Origin of the sequence: Chryseobacterium sp. SSA4.19, from assembly GCF_022601875.1 — a bacterium.
Lineage (GTDB): Bacteria > Bacteroidota > Bacteroidia > Flavobacteriales > Weeksellaceae > Chryseobacterium.
The window spans coordinates 227,138-252,076 of sequence record NZ_JAKVIP010000001.1 but is presented as its reverse complement, the minus strand read 5'-3'; the positions used below and the strand labels follow the sequence as shown (position 1 = coordinate 252,076).

25 protein-coding genes are annotated in these 24,939 nt (G+C 34.9%); all 25 read right to left on the bottom strand.

Annotation, left to right across the window (positions count from 1 at the left end; all coding sequences use genetic code 11):
• Positions 1-29 precede the first annotated feature (29 nt).
• The 25 genes from MKJ01_RS01210 to MKJ01_RS01090 all read right to left on the bottom strand — a co-directional run bounded on the left by MKJ01_RS01210 (position 30) and on the right by MKJ01_RS01090 (position 24,937).
• On the bottom strand, positions 30-2,381 hold the full coding sequence (locus tag MKJ01_RS01210; protein ID WP_241611100.1) for a polysaccharide biosynthesis tyrosine autokinase: 2,352 nt from the start codon (positions 2,379-2,381) through the stop codon (positions 30-32).
• 160 nt (positions 2,382-2,541) lie between these two features.
• Positions 2,542-3,204: a DUF3575 domain-containing protein gene (locus tag MKJ01_RS01205; RefSeq protein ID WP_241632413.1), complete on the bottom strand. Its 663-nt coding sequence runs from the start codon at positions 3,202-3,204 to the stop codon at positions 2,542-2,544.
• Between the two features lie 292 nt (positions 3,205-3,496).
• Positions 3,497-4,630, bottom strand: coding sequence for an aminotransferase class I/II-fold pyridoxal phosphate-dependent enzyme (locus MKJ01_RS01200; protein ID WP_241611096.1), 1,134 nt, complete (start codon positions 4,628-4,630; stop codon positions 3,497-3,499).
• Between the two features lie 22 nt (positions 4,631-4,652).
• Complete coding sequence (locus tag MKJ01_RS01195) at positions 4,653-5,666, bottom strand: peptidogalycan biosysnthesis protein (protein WP_241611094.1); 1,014 nt, start codon at positions 5,664-5,666, stop codon at positions 4,653-4,655.
• Positions 5,648-6,397, bottom strand: coding sequence for an N-acetyltransferase (locus MKJ01_RS01190; RefSeq protein ID WP_241611092.1), 750 nt, complete (start codon positions 6,395-6,397; stop codon positions 5,648-5,650). Before MKJ01_RS01190 ends, MKJ01_RS01195 begins: the two co-directional genes overlap by 19 nt.
• Positions 6,375-6,989 (bottom strand): sugar transferase, encoded by a 615-nt coding sequence (locus MKJ01_RS01185; protein WP_241611090.1) that lies wholly within the window; start codon positions 6,987-6,989, stop codon positions 6,375-6,377. Before MKJ01_RS01185 ends, MKJ01_RS01190 begins: the two co-directional genes overlap by 23 nt.
• A gap of 1 nt (position 6,990) precedes the next feature.
• On the bottom strand, positions 6,991-8,187 hold the full coding sequence (locus MKJ01_RS01180; RefSeq protein ID WP_241611088.1) for a glycosyltransferase family 4 protein: 1,197 nt from the start codon (positions 8,185-8,187) through the stop codon (positions 6,991-6,993).
• A 5-nt stretch (positions 8,188-8,192) separates the two neighbouring features.
• Positions 8,193-9,332 carry a non-hydrolyzing UDP-N-acetylglucosamine 2-epimerase gene (wecB, locus tag MKJ01_RS01175; RefSeq protein ID WP_241611172.1) on the bottom strand — a complete coding sequence of 380 codons (1,140 nt, stop codon included), beginning with the start codon at positions 9,330-9,332 and terminating at the stop codon, positions 8,193-8,195.
• A gap of 38 nt (positions 9,333-9,370) precedes the next feature.
• Positions 9,371-9,727 carry a four helix bundle protein gene (locus tag MKJ01_RS01170; protein WP_115951740.1) on the bottom strand — a complete coding sequence of 119 codons (357 nt, stop codon included), beginning with the start codon at positions 9,725-9,727 and terminating at the stop codon, positions 9,371-9,373.
• 37 nt (positions 9,728-9,764) lie between these two features.
• Positions 9,765-10,883, bottom strand: a complete 1,119-nt coding sequence (locus tag MKJ01_RS01165; RefSeq protein ID WP_241611087.1) for an NAD-dependent epimerase/dehydratase family protein — start codon at positions 10,881-10,883, stop codon at positions 9,765-9,767.
• Between the two features lie 56 nt (positions 10,884-10,939).
• Positions 10,940-11,344: a WxcM-like domain-containing protein gene (locus tag MKJ01_RS01160; protein ID WP_241611086.1), complete on the bottom strand. Its 405-nt coding sequence runs from the start codon at positions 11,342-11,344 to the stop codon at positions 10,940-10,942.
• Between the two features lie 27 nt (positions 11,345-11,371).
• Positions 11,372-12,406, bottom strand: coding sequence for a polysaccharide biosynthesis protein (locus tag MKJ01_RS01155; protein ID WP_241611085.1), 1,035 nt, complete (start codon positions 12,404-12,406; stop codon positions 11,372-11,374).
• Entirely contained in the window at positions 12,390-13,514 is a 1,125-nt protein-coding gene (locus MKJ01_RS01150; RefSeq protein ID WP_241611084.1) for a glycosyltransferase family 4 protein, read from the bottom strand. Before MKJ01_RS01150 ends, MKJ01_RS01155 begins: the two co-directional genes overlap by 17 nt.
• Positions 13,511-14,794: a lipopolysaccharide biosynthesis protein gene (locus MKJ01_RS01145; RefSeq protein WP_241611083.1), complete on the bottom strand. Its 1,284-nt coding sequence runs from the start codon at positions 14,792-14,794 to the stop codon at positions 13,511-13,513. Before MKJ01_RS01145 ends, MKJ01_RS01150 begins: the two co-directional genes overlap by 4 nt.
• A 15-nt stretch (positions 14,795-14,809) precedes the next feature.
• Entirely contained in the window at positions 14,810-15,796 is a 987-nt protein-coding gene (locus MKJ01_RS01140) for an alpha-2,8-polysialyltransferase family protein (protein ID WP_241611082.1), read from the bottom strand.
• Positions 15,796-16,302 carry an acyltransferase gene (locus tag MKJ01_RS01135; protein WP_241611080.1) on the bottom strand — a complete coding sequence of 169 codons (507 nt, stop codon included), beginning with the start codon at positions 16,300-16,302 and terminating at the stop codon, positions 15,796-15,798. Before MKJ01_RS01135 ends, MKJ01_RS01140 begins: the two co-directional genes overlap by 1 nt.
• Positions 16,286-17,617 carry an O-antigen ligase gene (locus MKJ01_RS01130; protein ID WP_241611079.1) on the bottom strand — a complete coding sequence of 444 codons (1,332 nt, stop codon included), beginning with the start codon at positions 17,615-17,617 and terminating at the stop codon, positions 16,286-16,288. The genes MKJ01_RS01135 and MKJ01_RS01130 overlap by 17 nt, the downstream gene beginning before the upstream one ends.
• A gap of 13 nt (positions 17,618-17,630) precedes the next feature.
• Positions 17,631-18,068 (bottom strand): YhcH/YjgK/YiaL family protein, encoded by a 438-nt coding sequence (locus tag MKJ01_RS01125; protein WP_241611077.1) that lies wholly within the window; start codon positions 18,066-18,068, stop codon positions 17,631-17,633.
• On the bottom strand, positions 18,065-18,865 hold the full coding sequence (locus tag MKJ01_RS01120) for a hypothetical protein (RefSeq protein WP_241611075.1): 801 nt from the start codon (positions 18,863-18,865) through the stop codon (positions 18,065-18,067). Before MKJ01_RS01120 ends, MKJ01_RS01125 begins: the two co-directional genes overlap by 4 nt.
• A 6-nt stretch (positions 18,866-18,871) precedes the next feature.
• Entirely contained in the window at positions 18,872-19,942 is a 1,071-nt protein-coding gene (locus MKJ01_RS01115) for an N-acetylneuraminate synthase family protein (protein WP_241611073.1), read from the bottom strand.
• Positions 19,943-19,947: 5 nt separating this feature from the next.
• Complete coding sequence (locus tag MKJ01_RS01110; RefSeq protein ID WP_241611071.1) at positions 19,948-20,997, bottom strand: nucleotidyltransferase family protein; 1,050 nt, start codon at positions 20,995-20,997, stop codon at positions 19,948-19,950.
• A 1-nt stretch (position 20,998) separates the two neighbouring features.
• A complete protein-coding gene (neuC, locus tag MKJ01_RS01105) occupies positions 20,999-22,168 on the bottom strand; it encodes a UDP-N-acetylglucosamine 2-epimerase (protein WP_241611069.1) in 1,170 nt (389 codons plus the stop codon).
• Positions 22,165-23,178: an N-acetylneuraminate synthase gene (gene neuB / locus MKJ01_RS01100; RefSeq protein ID WP_241611067.1), complete on the bottom strand. Its 1,014-nt coding sequence runs from the start codon at positions 23,176-23,178 to the stop codon at positions 22,165-22,167. The genes neuC and neuB overlap by 4 nt, the downstream gene beginning before the upstream one ends.
• A complete protein-coding gene (locus MKJ01_RS01095; RefSeq protein WP_241611066.1) occupies positions 23,179-23,805 on the bottom strand; it encodes an acetyltransferase in 627 nt (208 codons plus the stop codon). It abuts the gene before it with no gap.
• Positions 23,795-24,937 carry a LegC family aminotransferase gene (locus MKJ01_RS01090; protein WP_241611063.1) on the bottom strand — a complete coding sequence of 381 codons (1,143 nt, stop codon included), beginning with the start codon at positions 24,935-24,937 and terminating at the stop codon, positions 23,795-23,797. Before MKJ01_RS01090 ends, MKJ01_RS01095 begins: the two co-directional genes overlap by 11 nt.
• Positions 24,938-24,939: the final 2 nt, after the last annotated feature.

Here is a 24,939-nt window from a genome sequence, read left to right as displayed (position 1 = left end):
AAGGGTTATTAGAATTATCTGAATCAATATTAGAATAGTTTTTTTTGCCACCATTTTTTTTGATCTGCCTGGTAACCATACCCGAATTTATTTCCGTATCCAAAATTAGACTCATTCACTCCATTTAAGACAATTCCAACATTTTTAAGCTTATGATCTTCAATCGCATTATTCAAGAACTCAAAATAATCTTTTTCTGTTACTTCAGATCTCGTAACGTACAGGATGGCATCACTCTTATCAGCAATCAGGAAGGAATCTGTCACTAATAAAAGCGGAGCCGTATCTAAAACAATATATTTATATTTATTTAAATTTTTTAATGATATCAAAAGTTCATCTAATCTGCCATTTTCCAAAAGATCTGTCGGGTTCGGCGGTATAGATCCGGAATAAATAAAATCACAGTTATCATTATAACCACTTGGATGAATGATATTATCTATCGAAATTTCTTCACCACTCAAAAACTCTGTAAGCCCTTTTGCCGATTTCATCGCAGGATTGTAGCGCTGTAACTGAGGGTTTCTGATATCTGCTCCCACCACCAATACTTTATTACGCGCTGAAGCCAGAATAATGGACAGGTTGGTTGAAACAAATGTTTTGCCTTCTCCCTTTACCGATGACGTTACCATAATTGTATGTGCCGTATCTTTTGCGGGAAGCATAAACTTCAAATTAGTAAGTAATATTCTGAAAGATTCAGCAATTGGTGAAGCATCATTGAAGCTTACCAATATGTTATCTTTACTCTTCAATTTTGGAATTTCTGCAATGACCGGAAGCTTTGTAAGTTTAGCAATATCTGCACGGGTAATTATTGTGCTCTGCAAAAGGCCTCTTAAATAGATAATCGAGAACGGAATTAACATCCCAATTAATAGAAAAACCCCTAAAATCACCACTTTTCTCGGAGCCACAGGCTTTTTAAATATAAAGGCTTTGTCTATTATTCTGGCTTTCTCCGCAGTTATTTCCATACTTATTGCCGCTTCCTCTCTTTTCTGTAAAAGGAGCAGGTAAAGGCTTTCTTTTATTTGCTGCTGTCTTTCTATGGTTCTGAATAATTTTTCCTGAGTCGGTATTTTACCGATCATGTTTTCAGAACCTCCAAGCTGTACTTCTACTTTTCTTTTTCCTAATTCTAAAGTAGTTGCATTTTTCTGCAAGGTTTCAGACAAAGAAGACCTCATTTCATCGATCTGCTTATCAAGATTTTTCACCACCGGGTTATCCGGAGTTGCTTCCTGCAAATATTTATTCCGCTGCAGCACGAGTGCATTGTATTCCTGAATAGATTTGGCAGCAGTCTCGTCGTGTAAACCAATATTAAAAGGCAGAAGGTCCCCGGTTCCCTTTCTATTCAAAGCATTACGCAGAATATTGTTAAGTTCCAATTGAGTTCCTATCTCTAATATCTGAGACTTGCTCTGTTCTTTTAACTGAAGGTTAATTCTGGCTTCAGTAGACAGATCAACAATATTATTGTTCGATTTATAATCTTCTTTCTGAGTTTCGACATCTCCCAATTCTCTTGAAATAAGAACAATCCTTTTATCTATGAAATCTTTGGTTTTCTTAGATTCGATATTCTTATCATTGATTGCATAAACATTGTATTGCCTTACCAATCCATTTAAAAAGTCTTTCGCCCTGTCTTTATTCTGGAAATCCACTGATAGGGTGATGATGGTTCCGTCTTTGTCTAATAAATCCACTTTTAAAGCTTCCTGATAATCATTAACAGCATTATCAAAAGTTGTATAATGAAAATATACATCGGACATATCAACCTTGTAAGGTGCCTTATAGGAAGGATTTTTGCTTATCATAATGATAGCAAAAGGCAGCGTGGTCGTTTTGTTAAAAGTAGTGGTAATATCCTTCTCCCATTCATCGGAAGACAGAATAATCTGATTCCCTTTGCTTTTTATAAAGATGGGTTTTTTGGGTAAATCGATATTCTTTTTTTCCTGAATGACATTCAATATATAAGGATTGGTTTCACCGTACAATTCAATATTGCTGAATGTCTGTTTTGTGTAAAATGTAGTTTGAAAATTCAGGTCTCTCAAAACATCTTCCACAATGCTTTTAGATTCAAAAACACCTACCTCATTTTCAATACTGCTGGTTCCCATCCCGTTAAGGCCTCCCAAGCTTTGAAGTACGCCGATATCACCGGACGCTGCAGACATTTTTTTAGCATCTTTAATTAAAACGGAAGTCTGTGATTTATATACCGGGGCTTGTGTTTTTATATAATAAACTGCCAATAACGCCATCAGGAAAACCATTCCGGCAAAATATTTCCAGTTTTTCAGATAGGGATTTAAGAGTTCTTTAAAATTAATTTCTTTATTGTTCTTTTGATCCATTGGTTGGACTATATTTTGATAATTAGAATTTTCAGATTTAATAAAACTTTGCAAATATATCCATATTTTATAAAAAGCAGGTGTTATTCTTCATTTTTAATTATTATTCTAAAATCAAAACTCGCTTTAGCCTTTTACTGCCCCATCATTCCAATATCTTTTAATCCAACTTATATGTTATCATGACTCCGCCTCTGGTCGGTAGGGTCTCTCCGCTTTTATTCCACTGTTCCGCACCGTCGTACCGTTGATTATTGTCTTTAAAGTATCCTTTATAGATAGACTGGCTGTTTCCGATCCCTGCATAAATATCCAATCCCAGCTTTTCATTGACTGTAAAGTGATATCCTCCGCTTATTCCGATGATAAAAGTAAGGCCTTTCTGATACCTCTCCGTGATCCGTACCTTTCCATCCGCTAGAAGCTGAGGGCTTCCGTCAGCATTCAGGACTGCTTCGGCTTTAAAATAGTTCCATTTCTGAAAATTGTATGCTGCAATACTTCCGTAAGCACCAATATACCAACCTTTCATCATTTCTTTAAAATAATACCTTCCTTCCAATGTTCCCATATAGATCTGGAGATTCTTTCCTGCAAATGATTTCCAGGGTGATATAAAACCTTCTGCCTGCAAAGAAAAATTCTTATTTAAGGATTTTTCGGCGGCGATATTGAACATTCCTACAGGAAGGAAAGCGGCATTTACTTTGATCTCCGCCTGGGCGCTTATTTTCAGGAAGAAAAAGGGAATGGTGAAAAACGTAATTTTAGAAAACAACTGCATAGTACACTTCATATATTTCAGATTAACCTTATTTTTCATAAGGTGGGAAACATGTTAAGCAAAATCCGTGCACTTATTATCAGAGATCTTATGACAGCAGTTCAGATTCATTTTAATTTTCACGAAAAAAACCTGTTATACTGCAGTATGCCGTCTTATGACTTACAATACTATTTCTGGAACGATTTTATTTTCTGAGGATTAAAAATTATGTTATTTTCAATTAAATGATATCATACTCCATATTATAAAATCAGAGGAGCCCCTATAGACTCCTCTGATTCCGGATATTTAATCCAGTTAAAACTTTATGATTTAAAAATTTTTATACCTATTGAAAAAAATCTTTTATCACGTTCTCGATTCTTATTCTGTCCTCATCAGAGAGATTGGATCCCGACGGCAGACAAAGACCATCATCAAATAATTTTTCAGCGACATCAGTTCCGTAATACGGAGCTTCTGCAAAAACAGGCTGAAGATGCATCGGTTTCCACAGGGGCCTGGATTCTATATTGTCTTCTAAAAAAGCAAGTCGTAAACCTTCCCGGTTCTTTCCTGTGATCCTTTCATCGATTACGATGGCTGACAACCAATGGTTGGAATAGAATTCTTCTGTGGGCTCAGTAAATACTTCAACACCCTCAATATTATTGAAAACCCCAACATAGAAATCATGCATTTTTCTTCGGGCTTCTACCCGATCATTTAATACTTCCATCTGTCCTCGGCCAATCCCTGCCACAATATTGCTCATACGATAATTGTATCCGATATGGGAATGCTGATAATGAGGAGCATTATCCCTGGCCTGAGTGGACAGGAAAACAGCCTTATCTTTATCTTCCTGATTATGGCAAACCAAAGCACCGCCACCCGAAGTGGTAATAATCTTATTTCCGTTGAATGAAAGAATCCCGAAACGTCCGAAAGTCCCGCATGCTTTGCCCTTATAAGTAGAACCTAATGCTTCGGCGGCATCTTCAATCACCGGAATCTGATATTTATCTGCAATTGCTGTAATCTCAGCCATTTTTGCAGGCATTCCGTACAAATGAACAACAATAACGGCCTTTGGCTTCTTGCCTTTAGAGATTCTGTCCTGCACCGCTTCCTCCAAGGCAACAGGACACATATTCCAGGTGTCTTTTTCCGAGTCTATAAAAACCGGCGTGGCCCCACAGTAAGCAATCGGGTTGGCAGAAGCTGAAAAGGTCATCGACTGACAAATGACTTCATCGCCATATCCCACTCCACATTCAATTAAAGCCAAATGCAAGGCTGCAGTTCCCGCAGAAAGAACGGCTACCTTCACATCATCATGTAAAAATTTTTCCAGGTCTTTTTCAAAACCATCTACATTGGGGCCTAAAGGGGCTACCCAATTGGCATCAAACGCTTCGTGTACGTATTTTAATTCGGTTCCACCCATATGTGGAGAAGAGAGCCAGATTTTTGTATTCATTATTTTTTTACAAAATTAAAGTTTATGATCTATATAAAGGGAAAAAAGAAGGATGGGTTTTATCTTTTGACAGCTCATCATAAATTTCTTGATCTACTATAAATTTCCATACTGAAAATTGTTTGAAATTTTTTGAGAAAGCAGATTTAAATCTAAACAGCGAATCATCATCCTGACCTCCTACACCGCCTCCTAAGTGTAAATCTTCAGCAGTGGTCTCGTTTCCTAGTAAGCGGGCTTCGTTTAAAATTAATTTCATAGGTGTTTCCGGAATAAACTCTTCTGTTGTCCCGGCCAAATGATATTGCATAATTTTTTCTGTCAACGTGAAAATGGCTCCTGCAATCACCTTTTCATTTTTGACAGCAATCAATAATTTGGATTTAAAATCAGGATTATTTAAAAACTCATAGAAATATTCTTTAGAAAAGTAATAGTTAGAAGCCGCATGTACCCTATCCATTGTTTCATAATAGATTGAAATAAATTGATCTGTTTCTTCCTGACTATCTGCTTCTTTTACATAAATTTCCTTTCTGCCCAGTTGGTTGAGCTCCGATTTTAAAGACTTCCGGTATTCTTTACGCTGTTCTTCAGCAGATTTTTTTAAATCTATAGATACTGTTTTGTTTAAATCTACAATTTCTCCAAGACCTTCAAGAATTGTCTTTTGATCAATGAGCGGATGCAGTCTTGAAAATACTGAAACTATATTGTGTTCCTTACAGAAAGCAACAAAATTTGTTTTAAAAAATAACAACAGCTCCACAGGATCATAACTCTCACCGAATTTATGAACAGGTCCGGCATATCCATATACGGAAGTGACATCAAAAAAAGCAGTATCTTGGATAGGCCTTATAACAATCGGTAAGGCTATAAAATGATCACCATCGGAAAAAAACAATAGTTTTGAAGTAAAAGCAGTATCAATTTTATGAAAATATGATGTGTGATGAAAATCATAAACAGCAGCCTGATTAATGATTTCTTTCCACTTTTCAGAACCGTTCTCAATTATTTCAAATTTAAACATTGTAATGTATTTGTGATTTGTGAAATTTTTCCTTTCATTCTTATAGAGGAATCGATCTCTGAATATTGCATGTATTCATCTTTAGAAGATACCAAATCTCTGCCTTTGTATAGTATATTTTTTTGAGCAGTATATTTTAATGCTATTTTATCATGGGCAATAATGTAAGAGTCATTAATAATAGTGGCGACCTTTTTATTATTATAGAATACACTATTAAAGTTATTATCGTCAACAGCTATTTCAAAATTTGGGTTAATCGTCTTGTTAATACTAATTTGATTTACAAGATACCAAGTATCTTTATTTATTTCAAAGAGGCCTAATTTATCATACCATCTTTTTGCGTTAGGATTTGATTCTAAAACATCAAGTTCCAAAAATTCGAAACCTTCTTCTCCAATAAAAGGCTGATGCAGAATTTTATTTAATACAGAAGTTCCAGTGCCTTTTCCGCGAATCTTCTCATCTATGAAAATATTATTTAGGAAAAGAGAATTTTCATATTTCTTAAAATGTAAAAAACCATTAATTTCACAATCAAAGAAAATTCCAAAAATGTATTGATTTTCATACAATAATACTTTTCGAAAATATTCCCGGAAATTCTCATCAAAATAAATCAATTTATCCTGAAGCGCTGTGTTCAGAAAAATCTCTCTGTGCATCCTGACCAAACTATCTAGTTGGGAATCATCATGCAATTTTTTAATTGTGCATTCTTTCTTCATCTAAATCTTTCATTATGGATCTTGGATCAACAACTATATCTTCTGATTTAAAAACTTTTTTAAATGTTGAGAAAATAATTTTAAGATCAAATTTTAAAGAAACGTTTTGAACATATTGAATATCATAAGACAAACGATCATCCCATTTTAAAGTATTTCTCCCTTTCAGCTGTGCCCATCCAGTAATACCAGGTCTTAATGAATGCCTTAATTTTTCTCTTTCCGTATAGTATGGCAAATATTTTTCAAGCAATGGCCTTGGACCAATCAATGACATATCTCCTTTTAAGACATTGATTAACTGTGGCAATTCATCCAATGACGTTTTACGTATAAAAGCTCCAACAGGAGTAAGTCTTTCTGCATCAGATAATAGATTTCCGCTTGCATCTTTCTTATCATTCATTGTTTTAAATTTGATGATTTTAAAGATTTTTTCATTTAAACCCGGTCGCGCCTGAAAAAAGAAAGGTTTTCCATCATTGGCAAAATATAAGCAAATGGTTACTATTACGAAGATAGGACTTAAAATTAATAACCCTAAAAATGCAATGGTAAAATCTATCCATCTCTTAATAAAATTTTTATACATTTTAAAGTTTTTCTATAATTAGATTAAAAGATTTTTCAACTAAATATTCCTTTTGCAATAACTTCTCTGCATTATTTCCTAATTCATTCAGGTTATCTTCGGTAAGCAACTTCTTAAGTTTTGTTTGCATCTCAGGCTGATCACCTGCGATCACTTTATATCCACACTGCGCATTTTCGACAATATCACCCATATCTGTATTGGGATCCGTTGCAACAATTACAGGCATTTTCATTTCCAGATATGATAATAGCCGGGATGGGAAATTGGGGATCAAAAAGTTTTTATCTAAAAATATCAACCCCACATCACAGGCAGCAAGCAACTGATCATAATCCTCTTTTGGCAGCCGCTGAAGAAGCTTTGCATTGACAGGTTTTTCCTGAGAGAACCAGTTTTGAATCCTTGGAAATTCCGTTCCGTTTCCCACAATCAGAAAAAAGGCATTTTCAATTTGGGTTGCATGAATCGTTTCCAATAAAAAATCCAAACCCTGAGGCTTCCCTAAATTTCCACCGTATACAAGCACTTTCTTATCAGTTGGAACCTGATATTTTTCTCTTATGCTTATTTTCTCTTCATCAGAATAGCTAAAAACCACAGGTTCTATTGTATTGGGATTTATTTCTATTTTTCCGGGGTCAACTTCAGGGTTGTATTTCAATACAAAATCAACATTCGCCTGCGACATACATCCGATCGTATCTGAAATATGATATAATTTCTTTTCCTTTTTTACAAACTGTCTATGTAAAATCCCGCCTTTCTTAAGCATATTCATATCCACGGCATTCTGCGGAAAAATATCTTTCAGCAAAAGATAAGATTTTGCATGGTCTCTTTTCTTCAGATACTCAATTACCTTTACCAAAGTAATGGGTGGTGTCGAATATAAAATAAGATCAAACTTTTTATGAGAAGTAAATCTTTTGATGGCAGAAAGATACTGATATTCTATAGCAAGTGTCCCGATTCCTTTCTCAACAACATTGGTTTTCTGAATATTGAGGGTCTTTACCTGAAGAATGGACACCCCCTCTTTTTTAATGAAATTAGTGGAAATCCCCCTTCTTCTTTCCACCGGAGTTACAATGGTTACTCCATGACCTTCATCACGGAACTTCCGCAGCAGATCCTGATAAATTCCCCGCTCTTCAACAGAGTTCACTTCGGCTAAAGTCAAAAAAATAATTTCCATTTTTCTTAAATTTCTTCTGACCAAACCGTTCTTTTAATGTAATCTGTATAAGAAATGATGATACGGACTACTTTTTCGGATACATTCGGCATAGAATAATCAGCGACCGGTCTGAAGTTTCTTTCTTTTCCCACTGTCTGATGTAAAACCTGCGTGAGACCCTGTAAAATTCTTTCGGGAGAAAGGCCTACCATCATTACGCTGGCCTCCTCCATGGCTTCAGGTCTTTCATGGGCCTGGCGGATATTTAATGCCCGGAAGTTTAAGATTGAGGATTCTTCTCCAATTGTACCTGAATCCGATAATACCGCATAAGCACGTTTTTGCAGGGCATTATAATCATGGAAACCAAGTGGCTTTAAAAACCGGATCTCAGGGCGCATTTCGATCTTCATCTTATCGATCATATTTTTCGTACGCGGATGTGTAGAAACGATAATCGGGTACTGGTATTTTTCTGCAATTGCATTTAAAGAATCCATCAAGCCCCTGAAGTTTTTTTCAGAATTGATATTTTCTTCACGGTGAGAAGACACTACGAAAAATTTCCCTTCTTCAAGATTCAGTTTTTCCAACACGTTTGAAGCTTCAATCTGAGGCAGATAATGATGTAAAACTTCAAACATCGGAGAACCCGTTTTAATAATCCTGTCTGCAGGAAGCCCTTCTCTTAAAAGGTATTCTCTGGCAATATCCGAATAGGTTAAATTAATATCTGCCGTATGATCTACAATTTTACGGTTCGTTTCTTCGGGAACTCTCTGATCAAAGCATCGGTTTCCTGCTTCCATATGAAAAATAGGAATATGTCTTTTCTTGGCAGGAATTGCACATAAGCATGAATTGGTATCTCCTAAAACCAAAAATGCATCAGGATCTACTTCTTCCAGTAAAGGATCTATTTTAATTAAAATATTTCCTACCGTTTCTGTGGCTGTCTTCCCGGCAGCTTCCAGGAAATAATCCGGCTTGCGAAGTCCCAGGTCTTCAAAAAAGATCTGATTGAGTTCATAATCGTAGTTTTGGCCCGTGTGTACGATAATGTGTTCCACTGCTTCAGAACGGTCCAAAGCCATTAATACTCTCGACAATCTTATGATTTCGGGACGGGTTCCTACCACCGTCATTACTTTTAGTTTAGTAATTGGTGATTGGTGATTAGTTATTAGTTGTGAATTATTTGTCATTTTGACTTTAAATATTTTATTAATCCATTTAACAGTTTTCCTACTGTTTCTATTTTTAAAACAATCTCAGCATATTTTTCTTCCGATATATATTTCAGATTTTTAGCAATTAATAGCTGAGTATCTATTTCCTGCTGACTGCCTAGCGAAATATATAAGAAGTGTATAAATTCCTTTGTAGAATTTCTTGCAGCACCTTCTGCTATATTACTCGGTATCGATATTGAAGCTCTTCTTATCTGATTGGTCAAACCAAAGATTTCATCTTTAGGAAAATCTCTTGTTAATTCATAAATTAAAGTAACTAAATCAACACTAAACTTCCAAGCATCTAAATCTTTATGTGTTTTCATATCTCAAATTACATTTTACCAATCACTAGTTACTAATTTATACTTCCAGAAAATAAGTATCTGCACTTTCAGGATTGAATGCTTCATTAATCCAGAAAATCGTGTATAGCTCCTCTTCACCAATGTTTTTAATATTATGAGTATACCAAATAGGCATATCGACATAGGCGGGCTCATTTCCATCCAGATAAAAGTCCAGGACTTCATCCGCATCGATCTTTCTTAACTGAATCAATGCTTTTCCTTTAATAACGGCAAATCTTTCAATTTTCCTGGTATGGTAATGATTTCCTCTGGTAATTCCGGGAACGGTTGTTGAAAATGAACACTGCCCCCCAATTCCCAAACGAACTACCTCCACAAAAGCACCACGCTGATCTGTATGCTGTTTAAATTTTACCGGATAATGAGTTTTATATTCAATGTACGAACGATAGGTATTGAATAAATTATGTTCAAACGAATCATTAAGAACCGGTATTTCTCCGTCATCAAAATATTTTATTTTATAATCGTTGAGCAATGTTAAAACCTCAGATACCTTTTTAGTGGCTGTCGGCTGAATAAGAAATTCAGGTTTACTCCTGCCTTCCCTTATTTCATTAATGATTACTTCAACCAACTCCTGAACATAAATCAATTTCACCTCACCGTCATTGGCAATAGTAGGAGTTTCACTATGTGTTAACTGATAACAGAAAGTGGAAATAAATGAATTGTAAAATGGTTTTCCGAAAGCCCCGAAAACATTTGGAATGATAAGCCCTGTTATTTTCCCCTCATTCTCTTCCGCCCATCTTGCCAAAGCTTCTCTTCCTTCTTTTTTGGACCTCCCGTACAAATTATCTCTTTCTTCCTGAGTGGAGGATGAAATCATAACATGGGCTTTTGAATGTGTTCTTTTCAATGAGTTCACCAGCTGTTGTGCTAAACCTACATTGGTTTCAAAGATAACCTGTTCGCTTTCATGACGGTTCATTGCTGCAAGGTGTATAATGACGTCACACTGTTGTACAAACAGGTCTAACATATCCTGATTTTCAAAATACTCTTTTTTAAAATCAACCTGTTGAAACTCTCCAGGAAACAACTTTAAAGTGTTGTACAAATGTCTTCCGACAAAACCATTCTGACCGGTAATCCCGATTTTTTTCATTCTTATATGCTTTTGACAGTTGGCTGATGACTTGTTAGCTATCAGACTGCTGTTTTTTATTTAAAATAATCTAAACTGAATCTGTATTCATCATTTACTTCCCTCAGACGGTGATCAGATAATACCAATAATTTACTTTCTTCCAGCCTAGCATCAATTGCGGTGATACATCCCGGAGGAATATGGAGATAGGTTAAAGCATCATCAGCTAAAATGTACTTTCTAACTGTAAGATCTTTGGAAGGATTTTCAAAATCATCTACTTCAATAACAGAAATTTCAAAACTTCCTTTCATACAGGCAAACCAACGCTGTTCAACCTTATGGCCCTGCCAGCCACGTACCCGATTTTTAAAATTGTTTTCTATGGTATAGATTCTTTTGATCTCTGATGCATCAAAATTATTATTATAGGTAATTATTCCCCGGCTATCCTGGTGTTTTTTCCCTTCTAACAGCATTGATCTCAGTTTATTTTTTACTTTTATTTAATAAGGATACTGCATTACATTTTCACCGAAAACTTCTTTTCGAATAAGAGGCAGCGTAGAAATCAATTTTTTCAGACCTTCAACACCCTGCTGCTCGGTATTATGTGAATGATAGTCTTCAATCTGTGCTATTTCTTCTTCACCTTCAGAGAAATACTGTGCATAATTCAGGTCACGGTTATCTGCCGGTACACGATAAAAATCTCCCATATCTTCAGCTTTTGCCATTTCTTCGCGTGTACAAAGTGTTTCGTATAATTTTTCGCCATGACGTGTACCGATTACTTTTACCGGAACCTCTTTTCCGGTAAGCTCAATTAAAGCTTTTGCCAGATCACCAATGCTTCCTGCAGGAGCTTTGTTTACAAATAAATCGCCCGGATTCGCATTCTCGAACGCGAATAATACCAAGTCTACCGCATCATCTAATGACATAAAGAAACGAGACATATTCGGATCTGTTATGGTAATCGGTTCGCCTTTCTGGATTTGATTTAAAAATAAGGGTATTACAGAACCTCTGGAAGCCATCACATTGCCATAACGTGTAAGACAAACTACGGTTTCTGTAAGGCTTCTTGATTCTGCAACCGCTACTTTTTCCATCATTGCTTTGGAAATCCCCATAGCGTTAATAGGATATGCTGCCTTATCCGTTGATAAACAAATTACTTTCTGTACTTTATTGGCTGCCGCTGAACGGATGACATTCTGTGTTCCTTCCACATTGGTTTTAACTGCCTGCATTGGGAAAAACTCGCATGAAGGAACCTGCTTTAACGCCGCCGCATGGAAAATGTAATCTACTCCTCTCGTCGCAGGTTCTACACTTGAAAAATCCCTTACATCGCCGATATAATATTTGATCTTATCGTTTTTATATAAATTTCTCATGTCATCCTGCTTCTTTTCATCGCGGGAAAAAATACGGATTTCCTTGAAATGATCAGTTTGTAAAAAACGGTTAAGAACCGCAGTTCCGAACGAGCCTGTTCCGCCGGTAATGAGAAGGGTTTTATTTTGAATTTTCATTTTTATAAATATTAATCCATTTATCTATTTGAGTATTGACATTAAATTCTTTATCTACAAGAAGTGTGGCATTTTCACGCATCTTGTCATATATATTTTGAGGCAGATCAATCATGACATCAATAGTGTCAGCAATGTCCTGAGGCGTATTACTGATATGAAACCCGCACTGATATTGTTCCAAAACCGACCATGGAGTCCCTTTAGAAGCCAATACAGGAGTTCCCTGATTAAGCGATTCGACCACTACATTTCCAAAATTTTCAGTTTCTGAAGGCAGTATCAATGCATAAGATTCAGCATAGGCTTTTTCTTTTTCATCTCCAATCAAATGCCCTCTCCACTCTATTTTATCATATAATCCTTCAGTTTTAATTAATTCCAATAGCTCTTGATAATAATCTGAATGCCTTTCTTCATGCTTTCCAACAATAATAAGCTTAAAATCCGAGTCCATAAATCTTTTGCTTTTCGAAAAGCCCTCAATCATTTTATGTATTGCCTTGATCCTATGAATCCTCCCAAGATATAAAAACTGTTTTTTTATAGTATCTTCTCTTCTTTTACTCGGTTCGATAAAGTTAGGAATTTCTACAATTTTTACATCTCCGAAAACTGATTTTATTTCTTGTGTTTCTTTTTCAGAGGTGCTATGAAAAAGGATATTTTTGGTCATTTTTTTATATAAAAATAAAAGCGGCTTTTTTTTTGCTCGACTAAATTTGAGAGCATTTGGGCTTAATTCTCCTCTTATCGACCATATTATTTTCTTTTTTGGAGAAAAATTTTTGATATAAAAAAAACTGATTATTGAAAGTACATTAAACAAACTATTAAGATGCACCACATCGGCAGATCGAATGCCTGTAAAAATTTGTTTTGCAACTGCCTGAGAAATCGATAAAGTCGAGCCGTAAAATATCGATCCGCATTGTTTTTCCAAGACCTTATCATATTCTATCGTTCCATCTTTTATGCCAAGAGAAGTTGTGGTAATATTGGCATCAATACCGTGGGATTTCAACGCACAAGTATGCCAAAAAAGAGTATTGCAGGGTCCTCCGATTTGTGACGGGTAAAAAGCACCGATTGGGAAATATATTTTCATCTGCCAGAAAAATTATTATGAAGGTTTTGTTTTTTTAAAATCATTTCAGATTTTACGAAGGTCATTAAAGCGATTACAATCCACGAAATTAAAAATACGATCGAGGCAAACTCTATCCCGTATTTCTGTAAAAACAATAAATTTAATCCTAAACTTAGAACCATCGATGAAAATGAAAAAATAGCCAAATACCAGTTTTGCTTGTGATAGATAAGTATCGTAGAATTGAGCCAGTACAACAATTGAAAAAAATTCCCTAAAATAAGCCATTTTAATAATGGTATTCCCTCTGCATATTTTTTACTAACAATGAGTTCGAAACTATAAGAAAGACCTATATAAAATACAATACATACCAATAAGAATGTGGTGGCTGCTGCCAACTGTACTTTTTTCAGCTTTGTGGGGTTTATTTTCTGTTCTAATTTGGAGTATACAAACGGCGTCCAGGCGGTATTAAAAGAAACTGCCAGTATTTGAAGAATTGAAACCAACTGAACGGTTGCATTATATACACCCACACTTTTGGTATCTAGCTCGTTGGCCATTATAAACCGATCTGATAATGAAAAAATATAAGCAAATAAGCTATTGGTAACCAGCGGTAAACAAAATAAAAATGCCAGCTTCAGTAGTTTTTTGTCGTAATAGAAGGTGGCTCTGTATTTTTTGGTCAGCAAAACAATACTTACCAAAACAAACAAAAGAAATGTAGATAGTTCTACGTAAATCAACAAATCAAGCTCTATTTTATGCAAGAAAAATAAGGCCATTACTCCTATGAAAAACGATAAAGTCTGCCCGATCACCAAGATCGAATACAATTTTGTATTATTTTCGCTTCTCAATAAATTTCTTTCGATATTGTTTACAGAAGTACAAAGTGTAATAACTGTGGCAATTAAAAAATATTTTTTGTGGATATGAACAAAATCGTAAACCATATCACCATTAATAAGTGAAAATATAGAAAAAACCAATATACAAACCACAATATTTACCATTAAGCTAATGGAGATTTTCTTACTTAAAGGATATTCATCTTTGGTAAAGTAGTTTTTCATCACATACTCAGAAAGATTGAAGCCGATAAATGGAAGCAATAAACTTGTGGTAGCTCTAAACAAGGCATATTCTCCGTAATCATGAGTCGACAGGCTTCGGGTAAGAATAGGCAGCAAAAAAAACGGAAAGCCTTTATTGATAAAGCTTATTAAGGTATAAATAACGCTATTCGAAAGAAGCTTATTGGAAAAAACCGCTTTTATTCTTTGTAACATGAAGTCAATTTTCATTTATAATTCGATAGAAGAAATCAGGTGTAAATTTTTGTTTTTCAAATAGCTTTCGTAGATATTTTCTACAATTTGAGGGTTCATCAATATTGTTTCTTTTTCAAATCTTATAATGTTCAGCTTTGGCAGGTTTTTATATTGCTGCGATATATTATCCAAAATAGGAGAATAAAACGAATAATAATGTAAAGGCGTATAATTCAAACTTTTATAATAAAATTCAAAAGGTATATTAGATTGAATTATCTCAATGCCTAACTTTAATATTTCGTTTAACTTTTCCGCATTTTCGTTTCTGTGCTGATAATAATATACTTTTTTATCATTAAATTTTTCTCTAATTTTTTTGATAATTTTCATATAATTATCTTTGGTAACAACCCCCACTTCCGCTACCGAGCTTCCCAAAATAAGAGCCGCGTTTTGATCAAACTCTATTGGCTTTTCATCTTTGGTAAATTGATATTTAATAACATCATCTTTATCTGTATTAATATCGAAATCATATTGCGTGTAATAAGTGATTTTTTCGGGAAAATTAATCTTTCTTCTGTAAACAAGGGATTTTATAAGAAATTTGGGATCGAAAGATTTTACAGTTTTTCGTTCTTTTGATACTTTAAAGCTCGCCGTTCCTTCGTCTAAAAGATATACTTTTTCAGGTTTCAAAAATTGATATGCCAATAGTGAATAATCTGTATAATATTGGCTTATATAAAGGTTTTCACAATGCTTCAGCGATTTTAAATATTGTATGTATTGGGAATGCTTTGCCGAAGAAAATATTTCTTTAAAATTCCAATAACTGAATGTTTTATAGTTTTCGTACCCGAATAATTTTAATATCTCCAAAATTGTTTTTTTTGAGGTTTCATTGGTAAGAAAAATAATCGGAACTTCTTTTTTAGGCAAACCTATTTCTTTCACCACAGCTTCCACCTGAATGAGATGATGGATGGCAGATATTACAAAAATATTTTTCATCATTAATGGAATTTGCCTTGTTTTTTAAGTTCATCGTATCTTTCTATATCTCGATACATAATTACTTTTGCTGGGTTTCCGCCTACAATTGCACATTTAGGAACATCTTTGTGTACCATAGCACCTGCCTGTATAATTGCTCCTTCACCAATGGTAACACCACCCAGGATAATAACTCTAGCTCCCATCCAGACGCAATCTCCTATTATGGTTTCTTTTGCCACATGCGTAGCATCGTAAGGTATTTTGTCTCCTTTATAATTATGATTGGAGGTAATCACCAAACATTCCGGACCCGAATGAAAATAATCGCCGATGGTAAGCTTGCCAATTCCGGAAACGATCATCCCATTAAAACTTGTGTTTTCGCCTAAAAAAGTATTTTTGGTAAGTCTGGTTTTCCCGCCTACAAATATTCCGCCTTTATAGCTTCCTACCGTTTTTTTTACTCTATATGCCCTTAATTTGATAAGAGACTTTGCAAGATATTTTTTAATTAAGGTGATCATGAAGTAGTTTTTTGTTTTTTTTATATATCAATGCTTTATTTTCGACGATGCAGATCAAAACCACAATACAGCTTATCGGCCACGAATTGACAAAACCACTGTTGATAAATAAATCGTTCCCCGTCATTCCAATTAAGAAAAAACCAATAAGCCCCAGCCGCAAAGAATTCAGGATTCTTTTATCGATTTCGGAAAGATTGAATGTTCTTTTAAGCCTACCGATTTTCCTGAAAATATAAACTAGCATTCCCACTAAAAAGGCAATTCCTATCAAGCCTCTTTCTACGAGAATATTAATATAGATATTGTGAGCATTAGAAAATCCCATCTTATTGATATGATTAAAACTGCTTATTCCGTTTCCTAAAAATATATTAGAATTTTTAAAAACCTCCAAAGCTTCACCATAAATCGATATTCTTCCGTCTCCTTCGATCGTTTCTGCTACCGAGCCTTTCCCATGAAATCTTGTTTCGTACATTTCAATTAAATCAAAATTCAGTTTTGCCGATAAAACATAATAAGATACCACTAAAAACAGCATTCCTCCGGTGACTAACAACATTTTATTCTTTGCTTTCAATAAGAAAAACAACATCATAAAAGCATATACAAATAAAGCGGTTCGGCTTAAAGAAACCGTGAGAAGTACGAAAAACAGTATCAAGGCAATAATTCTGAAAATATTCAATTTTTTTACAGGATTTTTAATAAGTAGCAACGGGAAAAACAACGCCAAAACCTGCGTAGAAACATTAGACAGCCAAAGCCCACCGCCCGTTCTGTTAAAACCCTCTTCTACATCAGCACCACCAGATGATGTTTTATTATACATTACAAGCCCAATGCTTATGAAAGTGATAATGCCTAAATAAATAGAAAACAGCACATTGCTATTGTTCCCAAAAAAATTTTCGCCCAAAGACATTAATGTTAAATAAAGCAGAATAGGAATAATTACAGAAACTATAAAAAGTGCAGCAGAATTCTGAACATCTATCGAAAAAATCACGTTAAGCAAATGAAACATGATAATTGTAAAGAAAAAAATAAAATGATTGCTGAGATGAGATTTATTCTTAGGATACATCAAAAGAAAAATAAATGTAGCACCCATAATTATATTCGTCTTCAGCCGATCAATTCCATAGACCATATAAGAATCACCAAACATCGTAGGATCTGTAAGTTTTTGGAAAGCAGGTTCCATAAACAACACGACCAAAATGCCCAATAAGTAAAACTTATTCAGCTTTTTTGAGTGATAGGTTATGACTAAGAAAAAATTGATGATTATGAAAACGAGTAAAAACATCCGTAATGATATTTTAATGTATTAACAGCTTTTTGAATACCAATTTTTTAATTTGGCTGCTTATTTCGTTACACATTATTCCTGTTTTGTGTACCTCATTTGGAAATAATATCAAAAAATCTCCCGGTTTCAGATGTACTTCGTGAAGTTTTTCTCCGGCAAACAATTCACAATCGTCTTCATATTCTTTCGTAGAAACCATTGCTTCAATATCGTTTATCAACACGGTTTCTTCTCCTTCTAAGATATAATGTATATCAAGATATTTCCTATGCGCTTCCCAAACCCCGTTTTCACTATTTGAAGTAGGGTAAGACAAACCTATGGCAAAATGATCCTCACCACCGATTTCAATTTTTCCAGGCTGGAATGAGAGGTTTTCTAAAAATTGTGTAACAAATTCTAAATCAATATCATATCTATTTATATTGGTAAGTTGGTCAAAAATCATTTTTCGTAAATTTTTAATTTGAGGTCTAAAATTTTATCTAAATTATCAATGTAAAATTGATTTATTCTTTGCAATACTTCAGGATCCAAAGCCATTTGCTTTTTTTCGGCATTGATCTTCAAAATCTCCGGCTTGTCGTGTAGCAATTGCAAAACACTTTCTAATGATGGGGACGAACAGTGCGGAAACTGATTAAAAATACAGGTCATCATATGAAAATCTTCCTGATAATCATTAGTTAATCTTAAATTAGGAATTTGAAGATAGGTATTGGCTTCAATTCTTTGAACCTTGAAAACTTCAGGCTGATTTAGCAGCGGTCCCCAGATTTCGGTATCTATTTCAGATTTTATTTCGCACACCAGCTCCAATGCTTTAGATTTTATTCCGTACACCGCGCAGCCTATCGGCAAATGATCGATATAAGTAAAATCTGCTTGATTGGCGACCATTTTATCAATCAAAATATTAGCATAATCTACAGAAAACAAGGGGTTTTCGCCTGTGATGCTTACAATATAATCTAATCCAAAAAATTGGCTACAATCATTCAATCTCTGTAAAACGTCTTCTTCCGATCCCAAAAAAGAGTATATATTATTTTCGAGTGCTACTTCTACCAACGGCCTGTCTTGCTTGTTGTTTGAGGTGCAAAGTATAATTGCATCAACATTTTTTATGGTTTTGGCTCTATTGATTACATGCTCGATGATAGAATAGCCATTCAAATCTTTTAATAATTTAAATGGTAATCTTGAAGATTTTAAACGTGCTGTAATTAATAATCCTATTTTCATTACGATTTAATTTTTATCAGACACAAAAAACTGGTCGAAATTTTGTTTTTTAAAAGCATATTCTACATTCATATTGGTAAGCAATGTGTCTTGGGCTATATCTTCCAGCGCTATATTTCCCAATATTTTATAAATATCTTTTTGCAGCAGCGGGCTCGAAGCCGTTGTTCTTTTAAAGGCAATATCTTCTTTAGTGATTATTTCTCCTTTCTTTATTGGTTTTCGGGCAACTAATGCTTTTTTCATAGGACCTGTATTTCCATAATTAAGCTCTGCTTCAGAAAAATTTAAATTATCGCTGCCCAAACTTTGATTTAATGTATTGGCAAGGCGAATGATATTTCCCATCGTTTCTATGCTTACAGCTGCTTGGGCATCTATTCTTTGTTCGCTAAATTTATTGGTAACGTGTTTTTCCAAAATCTTTACACCATTCATCACCGGCAAAACCGAAATTACTTCATTATTAGAATCTTTTGGATCTGTATGGTCTGCATAGCCTATCGGCAGCCCAAAAGCATTAGAAAGCATTTCGATTCTTTTAAAATTAATATCATTATAATTGGTAGGATAACTTTGGAAACCATGCATCAAAACAATATTGTTTTGCTTTTGTGCTTTTAAGAAATCTACAGCAAACTTCACTTCGTCGAAAGTAGAACCGCCTACACCCAGAATAATATCTTTTTTGAAATTCGCAGCTTCTTCTAGCAGGAAAATATCATTCAAACCGGTAGAATGAAGCTCTACAGCGTCGATAGGATATTGGTTTTGGATACTGTTTACAAACTTCAAAGACTTCAAATCGTTGCAAAGCAGAACGATTTTTTTGCCGGTTTCTTTCATATAATCGAAAACCTGAAACCAGCTTTGTTCCGGGATAGAAATTTTTCTTAAAACTTCTTCGGCAGGATGATTTTTAATAATATAATCTTCTAAATCGAACAGTAAATGGAATTTAACGGCATTGATTTCGAGACATGAAATGTCTTTCACCAAATTCATTAAAAACTCCACATCGCCTTCATGATGAAAAGCTGTTTCTGCTATAAAATATATTGAATTGTTTTTGTCCACTTTTTTTAAATTTTTATATGTTTTATGTCTTCTTGTGCTTTAGCAAAATCTTCGTACTTACCGATATCTAGCCAATAACCGTTGATTGGATAAGTTACTAAGTTTAAATTCATTTCAATCATTTTATCCATCAAATCGGTAATATCGAAAAACGTATCCTGCGGAATCATTTTTAATATTTCTTTTTTGATGAGGTAAATTCCTGCATTCGAAAAATACGTATAACGAGGTTTTTCTTTCAGCGATTTCACTTGATTAGTACCATCTATTTCCAAAACAGCATAAGGGATATCTACATGATAAGAAGTGGCAGCCACCGCCATATCTGCATTGGTATCTTTGAATAACTTATAAAAATCTGCATAATCTATATTGGTAAGCAAATCGCTGTTCATTACAATAATATCATCATGCTTGAAGTCTTCTACCAGCAAAATAGAACCTATGGTTCCTAATGGTTTTGTTTCTCTAGCATATCTGATGTTCAATCGTTTACTCGATCCGTCACCAAAATACTTAACCAGTTGATCTCCCAGATAATTGATGCTTAAATTGATGTTTTTAATACCTACTTTAGCAAGCCTATCAATATTATATTCAATAATTGGTTTTTCGCCCACTTTCAAAAGAGGCTTTGGTGTATTTTCCGTTAAAGGTCTTAATCTTTTTCCTTCGCCGCCTGCCATTAATACGGCATCGGCAGGAATCACGGTAGAGGTTTCCCTAAAATTGATAATATCAACAATTTTTTTATCTGAATTTAAAACCGGAACGATCTTAAAATTTTTAGCTTTATAAACGGCAAGCTTGTCTACGGCATCTTCTCCTTCGAAAACAAAAGAAGGGTTAGATTGTACAAATTTCAGAAGCGGATCTTCAAAGCCTAAACCTTTTATAAACCCTCTTCTCAAATCGCCATCTGTAAGAGAACCCAATAAAGTCATACTATCATCCACAATAAACAATATGGTATCAAAGGCCAATTGATCTAATTTCACCAATGCGTCTCTTACGGAAAAGGATTGATCTAAACAATGTTTTTGAATATTACTCATATTAATCTGTACTTTTTAAGTCATAAAATTTTTTGATCAGTAAAGTTTTAAAGTTTGTTTTTTCGAGAATTTGCATTATTTTTTGTGTCGCATGCCCTTCTCCGTAAGGATTACTGAAACTGCGCAATGTATCTCTAAATTCCTGATTTTGGGTTTTCTTAATAGCTCTTTCTATTTCATCTATATTTACAGAACAATTAATCACAGACGGAGCTTGTGTTCTGCCTTTCTGCCTGTTCCCGATATTAATGGTGGCAATAGCGAAGGACGGAGCTTCTATAATTCCGCTTGAACTGTTTCCTATAATTGCATCGCTTTGGCTCAAAACCGACAAAAACTTCAAGCTTCCCAACGAAGTGTATACCTTTGCAAGATCCGGATATTTGCCTGCAAAATCATCAATCATTTTATTAATACCCCTGCCATTGGTATCTGCATTAGCTTTAGTAAAAACAAATAAGCTGTCTTTTTGGTTTTTAATAACATCCAGCAATATCTGAAACTGATTTTCCGCTGAAATATCTGCCAAGGTTTCCGGATGGAAAGTAACCTGATAGTTGTATTTCTTAAACTTCAAAGCAAGCTCGGTTTCCAGTTCTTGCTTCGATAATAGTTTTAATTTTTTAATATTGTCAATCCCTATCGCTCCAACATTGAAAACTGTTTCGGGCTGTTCTCCCAACTGAATTACCCGGTTTCTATAATCTTCTGTAGAAGTAAAATGCATGTGGCTGAGCTTGGTAATTGCATGTCTAAAAGCATCATCATAAGCACCTTCGGTAATCTCGCCACCGTGAAGATGAATAATAGGAATTTTCATGACCGAAGCCGCCGAAGCCACCGCCAGCATTTCGTATCTGTCGCCCAAAATTACAATAGCATCTGGCTGTAATCTGGCAAAAACATCTGCAAAACCAATTAAAGCCACGCCCATTGTTTTTACAACCGAACTTCCCGAATCGGCAGATAAAAGCATTTCTACTTTTTCTGTGATAATGAAACCATCTTGCTCAATTTGGGTATATGTATTTCCAAATTCTGGAGACAAGTGGGCACCGGTTACCAGCAATTGAAATTCAAAATCGGGATGATTTTGAATTTCAAGCATTAATGGCCTCAATAAACCATATTCTGCTCTTGTACCAGTTACAACACAAATTTTTTTCATCATAATATTTCTATTAATTCGTCTTCATTAAAATCTCTAATGGCTATAGTTCCTATTATTTCATCCCATTTCATGGGCGAAATTCCGTTTCCGGGTCTTTTCACGGTAAGATTTTCTTCTGTTAAAATTTCTCCTTTTTTTATATCTAGACTTGCCACAATACTCTTTCTGGCAATTTCCATATTTTTTAATTCTGACGGACTTGGCACTTTTAAACCCGATCCCGAAATAGCTTTTTCTATATTACGGATGGCAGAAACCATTTGTTTCAATTCATCGGGCTCTAATGAAGCTGCATGATCAGGCCCTTCCATCGTATTGTTTAAGGTAAAATGTTTTTCGATAACCGAAGCACCTAAAGCCACCGCTGCCACGGGAACTTCTATTCCTAAAGTATGATCGGAATACCCTATTTCTGCATCAAATTTCTGACGGATAGAAAGCATGGCTTTCAGATTTACGTCGCTCATCGGCGTAGGATATTCTGTATTGCAGTGAAGAATCGTTATATTTTCTTTTACAATTCCTTCTTTCAAAAAAACATTTAGGGCAGCTTCAATATCTTCCATAGTGCACATTCCTGTAGAAAGAATCACTTTTTTGAATAATTTTGCTGCCTTTCTCAAATAAGGAAAATTGGTGATTTCTCCGGAAGGAATTTTTACCAACTCTAAACCTATTTCTTTTAAATATTCTAAAGATTCCAAATCGAAAGCAGTCGAAAAAAATTGTATGTTTTTCTGCTTACAATAGTCGATCAGCAATTCGTGATCTTGGTGGGAAAGTTCTAGTTTTTTCAACATTTCATACTGAGAATCTGTTGAATTTCCTGTATTCTGAATTTGATATTCTGCTTTTTTGGCAGATTTAGCAACTAAATTTTCAGATTTAAATGTTTGAAACTTAACATAATCTACTCCTGCTTCTACCGCAGAATCTATGAGTTTAAAAGCATTTTCTAAATTTCCGTTATGATTAACGCCGGCTTCGGCAATGATTAAAACCTTTCTCATTTACTTAATTTTTTTCGCAGGATTTCCTGCCCATACTTCATGATCAGGAATATCTTTAATAACAACACTTCCGGCACCTATAATGACTTCTTTTCCGATCACCACGCCTTGTTTCACTACAGAATTAGCCCCTACAAAAGAATTTTCTCCCACCGAAACATTTCCTGCTAAAACCGCTCCGGGCGCAATGTGTACCCCGTTTTCGATGATACATTCATGTTCTATAATGCAGCCTGTATTCAAAATACAATAGTTTGCAGTTTTAGCAAAGGCGTTTATCGTTGCATTTACAGCTACAAAATTCCCTATTCCTATTGATGCATAATTGCTAATTATCGATGCAGGATGGAGAATATTCAATATCTGCTTTTTTTTCGATTGCAGAAGTTTCGCTATTTTCTGTCGAATTTTATTGTCTCCGATGCCTAATATAAAATGATCTACAGCATTCCAATCAAAAGAACTGCTTCCTTCATCTCCCAAATAACCAAGATGGAAGGGGTTATCAGACGATTGTTTTTTTTCGCAATAATAAGCAACATTCAGGTTCATTAATTCTGCAGCCTCCAAAACAACAAGAGAATGCCCCGAATATCCTATAATTGCACTATTTTTTTTATCTGGCACTACTTGGGATGTTTACAATTCTTTCTTCTAAATATGCTGCATTTTTTTGTGCATCACGCTGGCAATGCGCATACATCGGAAGGCGATACATCAAATTCCAAATTGGCCGAGTCATTACCCCACAATCGTTTGTATTTTTCAAAAATTCTTCTCTTTCTGTTTTATTGTTAAGTTCCACGCACATCAACCAGTAATTGGCTTTTGTATAGGGTATTTCTTGTCTGAATTTAATTCCTGAGTCTTTAAAAAAACTGGTATATTTTTCGGCTAAAATTCTTTTGTCTGCCAAAAAACCTTCTAATGATTCTAATTGAGCGCAAGCTAAAGCTGCATTTAAATTAGGCATCCTGAAATTGTATCCCATATCATCATGGAAAAATTCGTAAGGATGAGGTTTTTTCGCTGTTGTGGTAAGGTATTTTGCCTGTATTCCCAACTGAATATCATTGGTTACAATGGCACCACCGCCACCGCTGGTTACCACTTTGTTTCCGTTAAATGAAAATCCACTCACCAATCCAATGGTTCCTGTATGTTTTCCTTTGTAAAAGCTTCCTAGAGATTCGGCAGCATCTTCTACCAATGGAATTTTCCATTGGTTGCAAACTCTTATCATTTCATCCAAATGCACCGGAAAACCAAAGGTGTGCATAGGCATACAGGCCGCAATTCTTCTTCCTGTAGATTTATTGTAGCAACCGTTTTCCCGCAATTCGCCGTATTCTTCCAAGAAAGCTTTTACTGCTTTGGGAGAAAGCCCCATTGTATCTAGATCTACATCCAAAAAAATAGGAACCGCGTTATTGTACGCAATAGCATTGGCCGTTGCTATAAAAGTAAGTGCTTGTGTAATAACTTCTTCGTCCTTTTTTACACCTACCAATCTTAAAGCAACTTGCAAAGAAGATGTTCCATTTACTACGGCTACAGATTTTTCCGCACCTGTAATGTTTTGCATCATATTTTCGAACTGATCTACAAAGGTACCCACAGAAGAAACGAATGTAGAATCAATAGTTTCTGCCAAATATTTTTTTTCGTTGCCTCTAAAACGTGGTTCGTGGAGTGGAATGAATTTATCTGAATTAAAATGTTCTCTCACGAAAGAGATCATATCTTGAATACTTTCCATAG